Raw genomic sequence first — 14657 nt, forward strand, 5'->3', positions numbered from 1 at the left:
GATGTCGCCCAGCCGCCGTCAATTCCTCACCCTGACCGCCGCCGCCGTCACCGTGGCCGCCTGCAGCCCACCGGAGAACAACAGCCCGTCCTCCGGCGCCTCCGGTCCGGTCCCGGACAGGCCGTCGAAACCGGTCACCCTCAACGTGCTCGACGTCGCCGGCAACCTGCAGCTCACCCAGGGCATGATCGACGACTTCGTGGCGAAGAACGGCGCGGTGGTCGAGCGGGTCACGTACACCAAGGCGACCGCCCCGGAGCTGGTCGGCAAGATCAAGGCGCAGCAGGCGGCGAACCGGGTGGACGTCGACCTCGTGCTGACCGGGGTGGACGGCCTGGCCGCCGGGATCGATCAGCGGTTGTGGGTGCCGCTGCTGCCGGCGTACGCCAGTCGTCTCTCCGGCATGGGGGACTACCTGCCCGGCGCGGCCGCCATGCAGAAGCTGGCCGGCAACGAGGGCGTGACCGTCACCTACTATCCGTCCGGGCCGCTGATCGAGTACCTGCCGGCTAAGGTGCCGAACCCACCGAAGACGGCGCAGGCGCTGCTGGAGTACGCGAATGCCAACCCGGGCGCGGTGCAGTACGCCCGGCCGTCCAACTCGGGACCGGGCCGCACCTTCCTGATGGGCCTGCCCTATCTGCTCGGTGACTCCGACCCGAAGGACCCGGTCGACGGCTGGGCGAAGACCTGGGACTACCTCAAGCGGCTCGGCGAGTCGATCACCCTATACCCGTCGACGACCAGCGAGACCATGAAGAACCTGGCCAACGGCTCAGCCAAGATCATCGCGTCGACGACCGGCTGGGACATCAACCCTCGGGTGCTCGGGACCGTACCGAAGGAGGCCGCGATCGGCACCCTGGAGGGCTTCCACTGGGTCACCGACGCGCACTACGCGGTGGTGCCGAAGGGTGTCTCGGCCGACAAGCAGTCCGCCGTGCTGAACCTGCTGGCCTGGATGCTCACCCCGGAACAGCAGGCCAAGGCGTACGACAAGGGCTACTTCTACCCAGGTCCGGCGGTGGCGGACGTGCCGATCACGATGGCGCCCGCCGGCAGCCAGCAGGCGATCAAGGACTACGGGCGGCCGGAGTACGAGGAACTGATCGCCGGCAACCCGGTCGAGGTGCCGCTGGCGGCGTCGGCGCTGGTGGCCGCTTTCGACAAGTGGGACCGTGAGGTCGGCGGCGCCAAGGTGAAGAAGTGACCGGCTTCGAGACGCTGCGCCTGGACGGGGTGACCCGCCGGTTCGGGGACGCGGACGCGCTGACCGGGCTCGACTTGGAGATCCGGCGCGGGGAGTTCATCGCGCTGCTCGGGCCGTCCGGCTGCGGCAAGTCCACCGCGCTGAACTGCTTGGCGGGGCTGCTGCCGCTCAGTGACGGCAGCATCTGGCGGGACGGGACCAGGCTCGACACGCTGCCGCCGGAGCGCCGCGGATTCGGGATGGTGTTCCAGAACTACGCGTTGTTCCCGCACCTGTCCGTACGAAATAATGTCGCTTTCGGCCTGAAAATGCGCGGTGTGCCGCGGGCCCAGGCGCGACGCCGCACCGAGGACGCGATCCGTCTGGTCCACCTCGAGGAGCATGCCGGCAAGCTGCCCGGACAGCTCTCCGGCGGTCAGCAGCAGCGGGTCGCGATCGCCCGCGCCGTGGTCGTCGAGCCGTCGCTCGTGCTGATGGACGAGCCACTGAGCAACCTCGACGCGAAGCTGCGCCTGGAGATGCGCACCGAGATCCGCCGCCTGCATCAGAACCTCGGCCTGACCACCGTCTACGTGACCCACGACCAGGAGGAGGCGCTCTCCATGGCGGACCGCCTGGTGGTGCTCCGGGCCGGGCGCGTGCAGCAGATCGGGACGCCCGAGCAGGTGCACACCCGGCCGGCGAACCGGCACGTGGCCGACTTCATGGGCTTCCGCAATCTGCTGCCGGGCCGCTCCGTGGACGACCATTTCAAGATCAACGACTTGGGGGTACGGGTGTCCGGCACGTCCGTGGGCGAGATCCACAAGGGCGACCCGGTCGTGGCGGCGATCCGCCCCGAGGACGTGCTGCTGCGGCCCGGCGGGTTCGAGGTCACCGTCGAGGTCGCGGAGTATCACGGCCGGGAGATCGCCGCCGAGGTGCGTACTACCGACGGCCTGACCCTGCACCTGCGCACGTCGCAGCGGCTGGCCCCGGGGGACAAGGTAGGCGTCGACCTGCCCGCCGACCGGTTGCTGGTGTTCCCGGCATGAGCACCGCCACCCTCGCGGCCCGACACCGCCTCGCCGAGCGGGGTATCGACCCGCAACTGTTCCTGCTGATCCCGGCCACGGTGTTCGTCGTGGCGCTGTTCATCTACCCGTTCTGCTACGGCATCGCGGTGTCGCTGCAGCCGGCGCAGGGCGGGGCGCTCGCCGCGTACCGGGCCTTCTTCACCGACGCCTACCAGCGCGACACGATCGCCACGACGCTCGCGATCTCGCTGCCGGCGGCGCTGTTCAACGTGCTCGCCGCCGTGCCGATCGCCTACCGGATGCGCGGGCGGTTCCGCGGGAAGCGGCTGCTCACCATCATCCTGGTGGTGCCGATCACGCTGGGCACCGTGCTGACCGCCGAGGGCCTGCTGAACTTCCTCGGGCCGACCGGCTGGTTCAACCGGGTGCTGCTCTCCACCGGGCTGGCCGATCGGCCGGTGACGCTCACCCACAACTACTGGGGTGTGTTCTTCTCGCTGGTGATCACCGGGTTCCCGTTCGCGTTCCTGCTCGTGCTCTCCTACCTGTCCGGGATCGATCCGAGCCTGGAGAGAGCGGCGGCGACGCTCGGAGCCGGATGGGCGCAACGGTTCTTCCGGATCACGCTGCCGTTGCTGGCCCCGGGACTGGCCACGACGTTCTGCCTGACCTTCGTCCTGGCGTTCAGCGTCTTCCCGTCGGCGATCCTGGTCGGTGATCCGTCCGGCAGCACCCGGGTGATCAGCGTCGCCGCCTACGAGGCCGCCTACGTGCGGTACGACTACGCCGCCGCGTCGGCCGCCGCGATCGTCATGGGCGCCGTCGAACTGGTGGTGATCAGCATCGTTCTGGGACTGCGGAGTCTGCTCTACACCGGATCGACGGCGGGAGGAAAAGGATGAGACGCCGGATCGTGGCCAGCCCTGGCGCCTGGGTGGTGTGGGGCCTGGTGGCCGTCTTCTTCGCCGGTCTGGCCGGGGTGATCGGGTCGGTGGTGGTCAACTCGTTCGGCGTGCGCTGGTTCGACACCTGGCTGCCGGAGTCCTACACCACACAGTGGTACGGCCAGGCGTGGACGGATTTCACCCTGTTGCCGGTGCTCACCGTCACGCTCCTGGTCTGCCTGCTGGTGGCGGGCATCTCCGTGCTGGTCGGGGTGCCCGCGGCGTACGTGCTGGCCCGTCGCAAGTTCCCCGGCGGCAGGCTGCTCCACCTGCTGTTCCTGCTGCCGATCCTGATGCCGCCGATCACCTACGGCATCCCGCTGGCCACGGTGCTCTACAAGTACGGGCTCGCCGGTCATCTGTCCGGGGTGGTGCTCGCCAATCTGGTGCCGTCGGTGCCGTTCGTGATCCTCACGATGACGCCGTTCATCGAGCAGATCGACCCGACGATCGAGCGGGCCGCGCGGATGTGCGGGGCGCGGACGCGGCACGTGTTCGGCAGAATTCTGGCGCCGTTGCTGGTGCCCGGCATCCTCGCGGCGTCGATCCTGGTCGTGGTGCGCACGGTGGGCATGTTCGAGTTGACCTTCCTGACCGCCGGGCCGGATTCGCAGACGCTTGTGGTGGCGCTGTTCTACTCGATGTCCGCGGCCGGCATCCGGGCGCAGCAGTCGGTCGACGCGATGGCGGTCATCTACTGCGTGATGATGCTGGTCCTGCTGGTGGTGGCACTGCGGTTCGTGAATCCGACCCAACTCGTCGCCCGGGTGAAGGAGGACCCGGAGTGAGGATCACCGACGCCCGTGTGATCCTGACCTGTCCGGGGCGCAACTTCGTCACCCTGAAGATCGTGACGGAGGACGGGGTCACCGGGGTGGGCGATGCGACGCTCAACGGGCGGGAGCTCGCGGTCGCCGCCTACCTGCGCGAACACGTCGTCCCGGTGCTGATCGGGCGGGACGCCGCGCGGATCGAGGACACCTGGCAGTACCTGTACAAGGGGGCCTACTGGCGGCGTGGGCCGGTGACCATGACGGCCATCGCGGCCGTGGACACCGCTCTCTGGGACATCAAGGGGAAAGTGGCCGGGTTGCCGGTGTATCAGCTGCTCGGCGGTCGATCCCGGGAAGGGGTGACCGTTTACGGCCACGCCCACGGGGAGACGGTCGAGGGGCTGCTGGCGGAGATCTCGCGATACGCCGGCTCCGGGTATCGTGCGGTACGGGTCCAGTCCGGGGTCCCCGGGCTGTCGTCGGTCTACGGGGTGGGCACGCCCGGGGTGACCTACGAGCCGGCCTCGTCCCCGGTGCCGGCGGAGGCGGTCTGGGACACCGAGCGGTATCTCGACCACCTCCCGCGGGTCTTCGCGGACGTCCGCGCGGAGTTCGGGCCGGGTCTCAAGCTGCTGCACGACGTCCATCACCGGCTGACCCCGATCGAGGCGGCGCGTCTGGGCCGGAGCCTGGAGCCGTACGCGCTGACCTGGCTGGAGGATCCGGTCCCGGCCGAGCTGCAGGAGGGCTTCCGGCTGATCCGGCGGCACACCACCACGCCGCTCGCGGTGGGCGAGGTGTTCAACTCGCTCTGGGACTGCCGGCAGCTGATCTCCGAGCAGCTCGTCGACTACATCCGGGCCACAGTGGTGCACGCCGGCGGCATCACCCACCTGCGCCGGATCTTCGACCTCGCGGCGATCCACCAGGTGCGCAGCGGCTCGCACGGCGCGACGGATCTGTCGCCGGTGTGCATGGCCGCCGCCCTGCACGTGGACATCGCGATCCCCAACTTCGGTCTGCAGGAGTACCTGCCGCACTCCGCCGAGACGGACGCGGTCTTTCCGCACGGCTACCACTTCGAGGGTGGCTACCTGCATCCGTCCGAGACGCCCGGGCTGGGCGTGGACATCGACGAGGAGCTGGCCGCGCGGTATCCGTACCGCCCGGCCGCCCTGCCGGTCAACCGGCTGCGGGACGGCACGCTGCACGACTGGTGAGGGGGATTGCGGGAAGAGGCGGAACGTGTTCGGTATGTGTCGGCGGAACGTCGGGCGCCGGGGGCGGGATGATCGGGACGGGCGGTGCGGGATGATCGAGCGGTGGAAGTTGTGCTCGACGGCGGAGACCGGCGCTGCGTACTGCTGCTGATCGAGCTGCGCAAGCTGATCTCGACCCTTTCGCCCGGCGCCGTGGTGCACCTGATCGCCACGGATCCGGCCGCGCCGCTGGACCTGCCGGCCTGGTGCCACCTGACCGGGCACACGTATCTCGGCCCGGTCCCGGGAGACCGGCCCACCTACGCGGTCGAGGTGGCCGCCGCCGCGAAGGCCACCGACGCCGACCGCCCCTGGCGGCTCAGGAACTCGTGAGCGTGGCCAGAGCATCCGGGGAAGGCGGGCCACCGGAGCGGCTCGGGCGCCGACACAACGTCCCAGGCCAACGCTGGGCGTAGTGGCGACCTACGACAAAATGATCAGGCCGGGACCGCTGAGATTCTCAGCGTCCCGGCCCGGGAGATGACCGGCTGTGTCAGCCGACCTTGGCGTGGTCCCGTGAGGTGGGGTCGGCCGAGCCGGCGCCGCCCCCGGTGCTCGGCGTGGTGATGCTCGCCTTGACCGCGTCGGTGTCCTGGCAGGCGGTCCGCAGCTTGAGGATCGCCGTGCTGACTTCGGCGGTCAGGACCGCCTCGTCCGGCTCGCCGGCGGCTGCCTGCGCCTTCTGCACCGAGGTGTCGAGCACGTCGGTGGCCGCCGTGACGATCGTGCTCTTGGCAGTCTTACCCAGAGCGACGATGTCGACCGCGGTGGCCAGGTCCAGGTCGCGCCCGTTCTCGCCGCGGGTGGCCTGGTCGGCCAGGGTGCAGGCGCCCGCGGTGCCCTTGTCCAGGCCGGCCACGTCCGGTCCCGCCCCGGCCGCGGTGGCGGTCGCAGGGGAGTCTTCGCTGTTAGCGCAGCCGGTGATCGCCAGTAGGGTGCACGTGGCGACGGCTGCGATGGTGGATCCACGCATGGTGCGGGAGGTTACCCGCACACGGTGATATCGGACGGGCTTGGGGTAGCTCAGTGTGAGGTACAGAACGTCCGATCTGCCCCTGCTTTTGTGGTCTGGCGCATAGTTATAACGCCGGACGGTAGCGATGGTGATGTCACGCAGAGCGATAATGCGTGATCATGACACTGATCGACGTGCTGGGTTTCCACAGCTGCTCACCCGCCCTCGCTGGGGATCCTGCATGTCGACGGGCAACGATGGGTGACGTACGCCTCCCTGCGGCGGAGCAAGCCGCCGGCCGTACGTTTCGTCTCGGTCGGTCTTCCCGCACTGCTTCGCACCCGGCCGCGCGCTGGCCAAGCGGGCGCCGCGATGTCCTAATCGCCGGCGGAGGGCTCCTGGACCACGGGGCCGCCGCCCGGACGGCGCACCATGGCCACGGGACCACCCATTCCCTCAGGGAGGCCGGGATCGCGACGCCGTTCAGGCGGCCGGGACCGCCGGGTCGCTCAGGAGGCGGGGGGCTACCAGCGCCGCGACTTCGCGGAACGTGTCGGGCAGGGAGGTCTCCGGGTGGTCGAGCCAGTGCTGCACGCTCGTCCGCAGCGCCGTCATAAACACGGCGACCAGCAGCCGGGCGCGCAGTTCCGCGTCCGGCCCGGTGAAGCGGCCGGCGATCTCGGCGGCCAGGTCGCGTTCGATCGCCGTGTAGGCCGCGATCTGGTGCGCCAGGTGGTTCGGGTCGTGGTACAGCTCGCGGCGCTGGACCAGCCAGGAGGTGTCCGTGTCGGCGAACGCCTCGGTGAGCAGGTCCAGGGCCGTGCCGGTGAGAACGTTCCACGGATCGGCGGCCGGCTGCCGGCGGATCGAGTCGCACAGCCGGCGCATCCGATAGGCGTCGCGGTAGTAGAAGACCTCTTCCTTGTTCGCGAAATAGTTCGTGAACGTTCGCCGTGAGACCCCCGCGGCTTCCGCGATGGCATCGATCGTGACGTTGTCGGCGCCGCGCTCGGCGGCCAGCCGGACGGCGGCCTCGTGCAGCGCCATCCGGGTGGCCATCTTTTTACGTTCGCGCAGCCCGAGGTTCTCCTCCACACCGCAACCCTAATGCGACGTGAGCCACTTCTCAAAGTGCAAACTTGCCTGGAGTGCAAACAAAGGCGAGGCTGAGTGCTGTGAGCACCTGGGCGGATGCGGCGGCGCGGCGACGGGCCTGGAAGTGGCTGTCGCGCACCGCCGTGCTCGCCGTCGCCGCGGCCGCCGTCTGGCTCACGGTGCGCGGTCGCCTCCCGACCCCAGGGGCGATGTGGACCATTCTGCGTACGGCGGACGCCCGCTGGGTGGCGGCGGCACTGGCCGCGCAGGTCGTGTCCCAGGTTGCGTTCGCGCTGCAGCAGCGCCACCTCCTCGCGGCGGTCGGGGTGCCCGTCTCCCGGGTGGGGATCGTGGCCATCACCTATGCCCGTTCCGCGATCAGCCTGGCCCTGCCGGCCGGCTCCGCCATGTCGGCCGCCTACGCCGTCCAGCAGTACCGGCGGCGCGGCGCCTCCGGCCCGACCGCCGCCACGGTCACCGTGCTGTCCATGGCGGCGTCGATGGGCGGCCTGCTGGCGGTGTGCGTGCTGGCGTTCGGTCAGGGCCCGCTGCTCAGCTGGTGGCATTCCGCGTCCTACGAGGCCGTCGCCGCCGCGGCGGTGCTGGTGTCCGCCCTGATCACGGCGGTGCGCTCCCGCCCCCGTACCCGCCGATCGCCCAGCCCCGGCCACGATCGGCCCGCACCCGGCACCGCCGAACCCTCCGCTCTGCGGAGATTCCGAACCCGCCTGCGCCGGGAGTGGACGGCGGCCGTGACCGCCGCCCGCTCGATCCGCCCCGTCGACGGCGCGGCAGCCCTTCTCTGGTCCGCGCTGAACTGGGCAGCAGACGCGTTCTGCCTGGTCGCCGCCGCGCAGGCCTGCGGCTTGCCGGCCAGCTGGCAGACCGTCGGCGCGGCGTACCTGGTGGCCCAGGTCGTGCGCCAGATCCCGCTGAGCCCCGGCGGCCTCGGGTTCGTGGAGGCCAGTCTGGTCACCGCCCTGAGCATCGGAGCCTCCCCGGCCACCGCGGCAGCGGCCGTACTCGGCTATCGCCTCGTCTCGTTCTGGCTGATCCTCCCGGTCGGCCTGATCACCTACCTCGGCCTACGCCGGCTGCCAGCACAGCCGGCGGAGTTCCCAACCTCCCCGCTGCTATCACCCCGCTTCGCAGAGTCGTCGCGCTAGCTCTCCGCAAGTCCGCCCTGCCCTGCTGGCCCGGCCTCGCCCAGCCCGGCCCTGCTGGCCCAGCCCGGCCCTGCTGGCCCAGCCCGGCCCTGCTGGCCCAGCCCGGCCCTGCTGGCCCAGCCCGGTCCGGCCTCGCCCGGCCCGGCCCGGCCCGGCCCGGCCCTGCGCAGGCTCTGTCCAGCCCAGCCTTGCTTGTCAGGCCCGGCTCAGCCCGGTGCCCGTCGGCGCAGGTCTCCTCGGCCCAGGTCGACGCGGCTCGGCGCTGCGCGGTCCGGCTCGGCGCAGTCCCGCCCTGCCTGGCCCAACGCGACGCTGCCGAGCGTGCCCGCGCCCAGCGCAATACGGTCATGCCCAGCCCGCACTCGGCGGCGCCGTCAGCTTGGCTTGTCCTCTTCGGTCTAGCCAAGTCCTGGTGCTCGCTTCGGCCACGGGTCGCTCGGCGATCCGGGCCCGCCCGCTGTCAGTCGAAGTTCAGCCCTCCCGTCCGGGTACGCTTGAGCTCGAAGAACCCCGGATAGTTCGCCATCGTCCGTGCGGTGTCGAAGAGCCGGGTGGCCTCCTCACCACGCGGAATCCGGTTGAGGACCGGGCCGAGGAACGCGACCCCGTCGATGTGGATCGTCGGGTGCCGACGTCCTCACCGACCGGGTCCATGCCCTCGTGGTGGAACTTGCGCAGTGCCTCGTCCCACTCCGGCGACTCGGCGGCCGCTGCCAGGCCGGCGGGCAGGTCCCTCCGAGCGCCAATCCTGCCGCAGCTGGATAGGCCAATGCATCAGACCAGGGTGGTAATCCGAAGTTCAGACCCAGGTCTGACGCGGCCGTCGCCCGGACCGCATAGCTTCGCTGCCATGGTTGTCGCAACCCATGCCATAGCATTCCGGGTCGAGGCCCTGACCAGTCCCGATCGGGACCGCGCCGTCGATGCGCTGCGCGCGATCGCCATCCTCGGGGTGGTCCTCGGGCACTGGCTGGTGACCGCGCTGGTCTTCGGCGACGGGCCGGTCCACGGGGCCAGTCCACTTCGCTCGCTGCCGCTGCTCACCCCGGTCTCCTGGGTGTTTCAGACCCTGGCGGTCTTCTTCCTGGTGGGCGGACAAGTCGCGGCGACCGGTTGGTCGAGACACCCCATGTCGTACGAGGACTGGCTCGCCAACCGACTCAAACGCCTGTTCCGCCCGGTACTCGTCGTCCTCGCCGGGTGGGCGGTGATGGCCGGCTTCCTGCTGGCCACCGGCGTCTCGCCAGAAACCGTGCGCACGCTGGTGGCACTCGTCCTGTCACCGCTGTGGTTCCTGCTGGTCTTCGCCGCTCTGACCGCGGCGACCCCGTGGGTGGTGCGGCTGCACCCGGTCATTCCCCTCGCTGTCGTGATGACGGTCGACCTGCTCCGGCTCGGATGGGACGCGCCTGCCTGGGTGGGTTGGATCAACTTGGCGGCTGGCTGGCTGGTGCCGTTCACGCTGGGCACGCGCTGGCGGACCGTCCCGCGGGGAATGCTGTGGACCCTGCTTCTCGGCGGCGTAACCGCAACCGCGCTGCTGGTGTGCTGGGCGGGGTATCCGGCCGCGATGGTGGGGGTGCCTGGCGCGGGCTTCTCCAATCTGGCGCCGCCGAGCCTGGCCGCGGTCACCTTCGGTGTGGCCCAGTGCGGTCTCGCCGGACTGCTCCGCGACCCGTTGCGCCGCCTGATGCGCCGCCCGGCGCTGTGGACGGTGGTCGTCGTCATCAACCTGTTCGCGATGACGATTTTCCTATGGCATCAGACCGCGATGATCGCCGTCACCGTCCTGATGCGGTTGTCCGTCGGCCCGTTGCCGGGGCTGCACACCAGCCCGGACAGCGGGGTGTGGGTCGCCGCCAGAGTCGGCTGGCTGCCACTGTTCGGCGTGGCGTTGGCGCTCTGCTGCACGGCAGCCCGTCGGCTGAGGGGGTGATGCGGAGGCCTTGTCGCGCCCGGTCGGCGATCGGCGACGTCTAAACTTTGGGGTTCTGGCGAGCCGCAGGGTTCGGGCGAGCCCGTGAGGTTCTGGCAAGCCGGGGGATTCTGGCGGGCCGGACGGTTCTGATGGGCCGCAGGGTTCTGACGCCGGCGCCGGCAGCCTGGCCGCCTCGGCGACCACCTCGGTTGGCTTCGTCGGGTCGTACAGCGGCCCCAACGTGCTGCCGGAGTGTTCACCGTCAACGGCACCGTCTGTACGACGAAGTGACCGCGCGGCCGGTGACGTGTGGTCACCGGCCGCGCCCTTCCCGGAGCCTCGCCCGGCGCTCGTGCTGTCAGATCGCCACCGGCCGGCGTTCCGCGCCGACGCGTATGCCGGTCGGCGTCACCCGATCCCACCGGCTTTCAAGGACAGGGTTCGCTGATCGGTTCTGAGGGTGGGGATGGCCTCGTCGAGGTGCGTCACGAACAACGCCCAACCCCGCTCGACATCGGGCTTTCTGATCGAACGCGCCGATGGCGTCGACAGCGTTCGCCGCGATCCGCGAAGAGAGTTCCTCCGCGGTGATGCGCAGCACCACCGGGGGTGTCCCTATAAGTTTCGTCAAGTGGCTCGGGCGGGAGCCAACGTGGCGAGATGTGCTCTCTATGGTGCAGGCGTGGAGATCCTCTCGTTCAGTGCGCCGACCGGCAGACCGGTGGATGCCTTTGGCAGTGTGGGCGTGACCGCGCAGGCGTTGGTGCGCGGTGAGGCGCTGGCTGTCACCGTGCTTCATGTAGCGGCGGGTGGTGAGGTAGGACGGCATCCCGCACCCGTAGATCAGCTCATGATGATTACTGCGGGTCGTGGTGAGGTGCAGGTTGCCGGTGGCCCTTGGGAGAAGATCGGCGCCGGACAGGCGGTGGTATGGCGGGCCGGTGACGAGCATGCAACCAGAGCAGTGGAGGACATCACTGCTGTAGTGGTGGAGATGGAGAGCATGCCGATCACGCAGTAGCGACGGATGCGACGGGTCTTGGTTGGTAGGGATCTTGTCGCGGAGCATGGCGAACAGCACGTCGCAGCGGCGCCGTGCCAGACAGATTAGGGCGGCGTTGTGGCGTTTGCCTTGGGCTCTCTTGCGGTCGTAGTAGGCCCGGCTGACGGGGTCGGCCAGGGCGGCGAACGCGGCGAGGAAGAAGGCGCGTTTGAGCTGCTTGTTGCCGCCTCGGGCGGGGTGTTCGCCGCGGATGGTGCTGCCGGAGCGGCGGGTGACCGGGGCAAGACCGGCGTAGGCGGCCAGGTGGCCAGGGGTGGCGAAGGAGTTGCCGTCCCCGAGTTCGAGCAGGGTCGCCAGGCCGGGCCGGTAGGCGACTTGCTGGCCGCAGGCACGAGCGACCGCGGCGGGAAGGGTACCGATCGAGGCCGGCTGGCCGGCCAGCACCAGGACCGGGCCGTGCTTGGCGAGTTTGTCGAAGACCTGCCGCAGCTTGGCCTCGGTGTTGACAAGTGCGGCGTCGTGCAGCCGCTTGCCTTCCCGGTTGAGGGCGATGGCGTGGTGGCCGTCCTTGCCGACGTCGAGACCGAGAAACACCTGGTAGTCGCCGTGCACCGCATCGCCTCCCCGCGACGTCGCCTTCCGTCTCGGTCGTCAGTCTGGCGTCGACTGCCGGCAGCCACGTTACGAAGAGGCCTACCCCAACCCTGCGGGTGGCCATGTCCCTATCAGCGGTCCATCGACGCCACCTGGCCCGGCGACAATCCCCCCGGATCATCCGTACGACAGGGGCAGTAAGTCATGCCAGGCCGGGCGACCGGGCAGTCCCCGGCTGGGGACGATCAATAAGTCCTCCGATCTCCCGCATGCGTCAAGAACGGGAATGATGTAGCGGTGGAAACGAATGAGGCCCTGCGCTTGGCTCGATCGCGGCTGTGGTCGGACAGGGCCGCCGCCGGACGTCATCTGGGCGCTGTCGTGGGGCGCGAACCGGTAGAGGCCGCAGTCCGCGGGCTGCTTCTCGACCGCATGGATACTGCGGTCATCGACGCGACCGCCGAGGCGCTGTTGCAGCGTCGCGACGCAACCGCGCTGCGGTTGTTTGCTGCGGCATGGCATGTCGCGGAACCGGAGCAAGCGGATCATCTCAGCGGTTGCCTGAGCGGCCCCTTGTTTGAGTTGTCCTGCGCCGAGCCCCAGGACCGCATGCGGTTTCGAGCCGTACTGCACGGTCTGCTGGACGATCCTGACCCGGATACCCGCGGCGGCGCCCAAGACCTATTCGATCGAGTTGCGCGGGCGCTACCAGACTGATCGTTACGGGTACCAACGCTGCGTGAGCGAACGCCTTGGCGGGGTCGTAGAGCTGGCCGGTTGCCAGGCAGTGGTGCAGGCAGCCGAGGAGCCGGTTGAACAGGTTGCGCAGCGCTGCGGGATACCGGTCGCCGTGGTCGCGTCGACGTTGGTAGTGCTGCTTGGCAGGTTCGGCATGGGTGGCGGCGACGAACGCCCACAGGTAACCGGCTGCGGCGAGCCGGTCGTTTTCACCTTGCGGTGGGTGATGGAGATGCTTCGCCCGCACGCGCGGGTGACCGGGGCCGCGCCCGCGTACGCCTTCAACGCGCGGGCATCGGCGAACCGGGCGCGGTCGTCGCCGATCTCGGCCAGGACGCGGGCACCGGTCACGTCGGCCAGGCCGGGAAAGCTGGTCACGATCGCATGGTCCGGGTGCTGGCGGAACGCTGCACTGGCAGTTTCGGCGAGCTGATCGACGCTGGCGCACTCGACGTTCAGCGTCGCCAGCAGCGCCAGTGCCTGGGTGCCCATCGCTTCCTCCACGACGGCCGGCTGGCGCAGTGCACCAGCACCCCGAGCTGGCGGTGAGTCCACCATGCACCTCGCCGCGATCCTTGATCTGATCGCCGAACGAGAGACCACCGCCGGGCAGGCCGCCGGCCGCCTCCGTGAGCAAATCACCGCCCTCACCGCCGAACTCGCCCGCCTCGACGCCCAACTGGCTAACCTGGCGACCACCCGCACCACCCTGAAAGCCCTCGCCGCCGACCAGTTCACCGACGACGGCCCCACCATCACCAGTGCCCCCTACCAGCAGATCCTCGCCGTTCTCACCGCGAACCCAGCCGGAATGCGCGCCAGGGACATCTGCATCGCCGTCGGCGTCGACCCCGTCCCGAAACACCTCAAGGCGCCCGGGCGCGACTCAAACGCATGGTCAGCCGCGAGATCCTCACCGAGAAGGAAACCGGAATATTCACTCTTGCCCCGAAAAAGACCTAACCTTTCCTGCCGTCCTTTGACGGGGCAGGCGGCAAACGAGGTCGTACGATCTCCCGGTGTTGACCTACCTCAAATGGCACATGCTCGGCTTCCCGATCCAGTGCTACGACGAGGTCGACGAGGAGCAGATGTCGTTGCGCCACATCGCGTTCAATGAGGAACTCGACATCTTCGAGGCGGCAGCGTCTCTCGCCGAAACGCTGCACGCCCGGGACACCGGTGGCCTTAAAGCTGTCGTGGCCTACGAGTACCTGTACGGTCCGGCACCCGAGGCGCCGATCCCCGACGTCGACGACGGGGCCGAACTCATCTCGGCCAAGGAGTTCGACGAGGTCTGGCGAACGGCTCGAGCCGCCCGGGAGGCTGATTGGGGAACGACGTGAGCGCTCGATCGGCTGGGTAACCGAAGTACTGGTGCGGTACACAGGCCAATGCTGGGCGGAACCCCTGCCCGCTCTCGAGACACGTCGAAGGTAACCTGCCAGGCTGAAACGCGCCTGGTCATCCGCGAAACCCTGGCCGAGACGCGGGCCTAGAGATTCACCTGATCGGGAAACGGACCCAACCTCCCGAGCCGGCCTCTGACGACCCGCAGGCTCTGGCGAGCCAGAGGGAGTCCTCCGGGTCCCGTCAAGGGGGCCCGCCGCCGGATCAGGATGCGTCGAGGACGCCGTATCGGGCCATCACCATGGCTCGCCGGGTGTGGTTGACCGTGCGGACTCGGCGGGCGATGAAGAAGACATCGAGGAGGGACCAGAGGCCGAGGCCACCCAGAGTGAACAACATGAGGATGGAACGGGAGGTGTCACCCAGATAGAACCGGTGGCCGCCGAAGATTCCGGTGACGCACCAGAGTCCGTACGCAATCGTGGGGTCCTTTTTGATGGCGTCGTATTCTGATTCGGCGCGGAGCAGGCGGAGTCGGTCCCATTCCGGGAGGGCGCTCTGTTCCTGCGGTGATTCCATTCGGGCAACGATAGTGGCCGGGGCGGCAGAGGGACGTTGCCGCCTGACGAGAGGAGT

The 14657-nt window shown here is 69.4% G+C and carries 15 protein-coding genes and 3 pseudogenes; 11 read left to right on the plus strand and 7 right to left on the minus strand.

Going from position 1 to position 14657, the window contains the following annotated elements; translation table 11 throughout:
- Position 1: 1 nt before the first annotated feature.
- The 6 genes from Asi03nite_RS13060 to Asi03nite_RS13085 all read left to right on the plus strand — a co-directional run bounded on the left by Asi03nite_RS13060 (position 2) and on the right by Asi03nite_RS13085 (position 5535).
- The gene (locus tag Asi03nite_RS13060; protein ID WP_203679582.1) at positions 2-1210 is read left to right on the plus strand and encodes an ABC transporter substrate-binding protein; all 1209 of its coding nucleotides are present in this window, start codon (positions 2-4) and stop codon (positions 1208-1210) included.
- Positions 1207-2244, plus strand: a complete 1038-nt coding sequence (locus tag Asi03nite_RS13065) for an ABC transporter ATP-binding protein (RefSeq protein ID WP_203679584.1) — start codon at positions 1207-1209, stop codon at positions 2242-2244. Before Asi03nite_RS13060 ends, Asi03nite_RS13065 begins: the two co-directional genes overlap by 4 nt.
- Positions 2241-3128 (plus strand): ABC transporter permease, encoded by an 888-nt coding sequence (locus Asi03nite_RS13070; protein ID WP_203679586.1) that lies wholly within the window; start codon positions 2241-2243, stop codon positions 3126-3128. The genes Asi03nite_RS13065 and Asi03nite_RS13070 overlap by 4 nt, the downstream gene beginning before the upstream one ends.
- Positions 3125-3958, plus strand: a complete 834-nt coding sequence (locus tag Asi03nite_RS13075) for an ABC transporter permease (RefSeq protein ID WP_203679588.1) — start codon at positions 3125-3127, stop codon at positions 3956-3958. The genes Asi03nite_RS13070 and Asi03nite_RS13075 overlap by 4 nt, the downstream gene beginning before the upstream one ends.
- Positions 3955-5163 carry a D-mannonate dehydratase ManD gene (gene manD / locus Asi03nite_RS13080; protein WP_203679590.1) on the plus strand — a complete coding sequence of 403 codons (1209 nt, stop codon included), beginning with the start codon at positions 3955-3957 and terminating at the stop codon, positions 5161-5163. Before Asi03nite_RS13075 ends, manD begins: the two co-directional genes overlap by 4 nt.
- A gap of 102 nt (positions 5164-5265) precedes the next feature.
- Positions 5266-5535, plus strand: a complete 270-nt coding sequence (locus Asi03nite_RS13085) for a sulfurtransferase TusA family protein (protein ID WP_239102652.1) — start codon at positions 5266-5268, stop codon at positions 5533-5535.
- A gap of 160 nt (positions 5536-5695) precedes the next feature.
- Here the strand turns inward: Asi03nite_RS13085 and Asi03nite_RS13090 are convergent, their stop codons facing one another.
- Complete coding sequence (locus Asi03nite_RS13090) at positions 5696-6175, minus strand: hypothetical protein (protein ID WP_203679596.1); 480 nt, start codon at positions 6173-6175, stop codon at positions 5696-5698.
- A 465-nt stretch (positions 6176-6640) separates the two neighbouring features.
- On the minus strand, positions 6641-7252 hold the full coding sequence (locus Asi03nite_RS13095) for a TetR/AcrR family transcriptional regulator (RefSeq protein WP_203679597.1): 612 nt from the start codon (positions 7250-7252) through the stop codon (positions 6641-6643).
- Between the two features lie 80 nt (positions 7253-7332).
- Between Asi03nite_RS13095 and Asi03nite_RS13100 the strand changes: the two genes are divergently transcribed.
- Positions 7333-8418: a lysylphosphatidylglycerol synthase transmembrane domain-containing protein gene (locus tag Asi03nite_RS13100; protein ID WP_203679598.1), complete on the plus strand. Its 1086-nt coding sequence runs from the start codon at positions 7333-7335 to the stop codon at positions 8416-8418.
- A gap of 460 nt (positions 8419-8878) precedes the next feature.
- Here Asi03nite_RS13100 and Asi03nite_RS37815 read toward each other — a convergent pair.
- Positions 8879-9189: pseudogene (locus Asi03nite_RS37815) on the minus strand (mycothiol-dependent nitroreductase Rv2466c family protein).
- A gap of 79 nt (positions 9190-9268) precedes the next feature.
- Between Asi03nite_RS37815 and Asi03nite_RS13105 the strand changes: the two are divergent.
- Together Asi03nite_RS13105 and Asi03nite_RS38895 are read left to right on the plus strand one after the other, a co-directional pair.
- Entirely contained in the window at positions 9269-10354 is a 1086-nt protein-coding gene (locus Asi03nite_RS13105) for an acyltransferase family protein (RefSeq protein ID WP_203679600.1), read from the plus strand.
- Positions 10355-11189: 835 nt separating this feature from the next.
- Positions 11190-11357: a hypothetical protein gene (locus Asi03nite_RS38895; protein ID WP_373872105.1), complete on the plus strand. Its 168-nt coding sequence runs from the start codon at positions 11190-11192 to the stop codon at positions 11355-11357.
- Between the two features lie 36 nt (positions 11358-11393).
- Here Asi03nite_RS38895 and Asi03nite_RS39090 read toward each other — a convergent pair.
- Together Asi03nite_RS39090 and Asi03nite_RS39095 are read right to left on the minus strand one after the other, a co-directional pair.
- Positions 11394-11663: pseudogene (locus Asi03nite_RS39090) on the minus strand (transposase); the annotation flags it as partial.
- 87 nt (positions 11664-11750) lie between these two features.
- Positions 11751-11951, minus strand: a pseudogene (locus Asi03nite_RS39095) (IS110 family transposase); the annotation flags it as partial.
- Between the two features lie 279 nt (positions 11952-12230).
- On the opposite strand from Asi03nite_RS39095, the gene Asi03nite_RS13120 reads away from it, so the two are divergent.
- Positions 12231-12650, plus strand: coding sequence for a hypothetical protein (locus Asi03nite_RS13120; protein WP_239102653.1), 420 nt, complete (start codon positions 12231-12233; stop codon positions 12648-12650).
- A 3-nt stretch (positions 12651-12653) separates the two neighbouring features.
- On the opposite strand, the gene Asi03nite_RS13125 is transcribed toward Asi03nite_RS13120, so the two are convergent.
- Positions 12654-13163: a transposase gene (locus tag Asi03nite_RS13125; RefSeq protein WP_239102654.1), complete on the minus strand. Its 510-nt coding sequence runs from the start codon at positions 13161-13163 to the stop codon at positions 12654-12656.
- A 527-nt stretch (positions 13164-13690) separates the two neighbouring features.
- On the opposite strand from Asi03nite_RS13125, the gene Asi03nite_RS13130 reads away from it, so the two are divergent.
- Positions 13691-14017, plus strand: a complete 327-nt coding sequence (locus tag Asi03nite_RS13130; protein ID WP_203679602.1) for a hypothetical protein — start codon at positions 13691-13693, stop codon at positions 14015-14017.
- Between the two features lie 268 nt (positions 14018-14285).
- Here Asi03nite_RS13130 and Asi03nite_RS13135 read toward each other — a convergent pair whose 3' ends face one another.
- Positions 14286-14600: a TM2 domain-containing protein gene (locus Asi03nite_RS13135; RefSeq protein ID WP_203679605.1), complete on the minus strand. Its 315-nt coding sequence runs from the start codon at positions 14598-14600 to the stop codon at positions 14286-14288.
- Between the last annotated feature and the right edge of the window lie 57 nt (positions 14601-14657).

It is taken from the genome of Actinoplanes siamensis (genome assembly GCF_016862395.1).
GTDB lineage: Bacteria > Actinomycetota > Actinomycetes > Mycobacteriales > Micromonosporaceae > Actinoplanes > Actinoplanes siamensis.

Bases quoted from the DNA above. Each gene is read 5' to 3' on its own strand.
- Asi03nite_RS13060 (WP_203679582.1), top strand. From the start codon at position 2: ATGTCGCCCAGCCGCCGTCAATTCCTCACCCTGACCGCCGCCGCCGTC.
- Asi03nite_RS13070 (WP_203679586.1), top strand. From the start codon at position 2,241: ATGAGCACCGCCACCCTCGCGGCCCGACACCGCCTCGCCGAGCGGGGT.
- Asi03nite_RS13075 (WP_203679588.1), top strand. From the start codon at position 3,125: ATGAGACGCCGGATCGTGGCCAGCCCTGGCGCCTGGGTGGTGTGGGGC.
- Asi03nite_RS13090 (WP_203679596.1), bottom strand. From the start codon at position 6,175: ATGCGTGGATCCACCATCGCAGCCGTCGCCACGTGCACCCTACTGGCG.
- Asi03nite_RS13105 (WP_203679600.1), top strand. From the start codon at position 9,269: ATGGTTGTCGCAACCCATGCCATAGCATTCCGGGTCGAGGCCCTGACC.
- Asi03nite_RS38895 (WP_373872105.1), top strand. From the start codon at position 11,190: ATGATTACTGCGGGTCGTGGTGAGGTGCAGGTTGCCGGTGGCCCTTGG.
- Asi03nite_RS13125 (WP_239102654.1), bottom strand. From the start codon at position 13,163: ATGGGCACCCAGGCACTGGCGCTGCTGGCGACGCTGAACGTCGAGTGC.
- Asi03nite_RS13135 (WP_203679605.1), bottom strand. From the start codon at position 14,600: ATGGAATCACCGCAGGAACAGAGCGCCCTCCCGGAATGGGACCGACTC.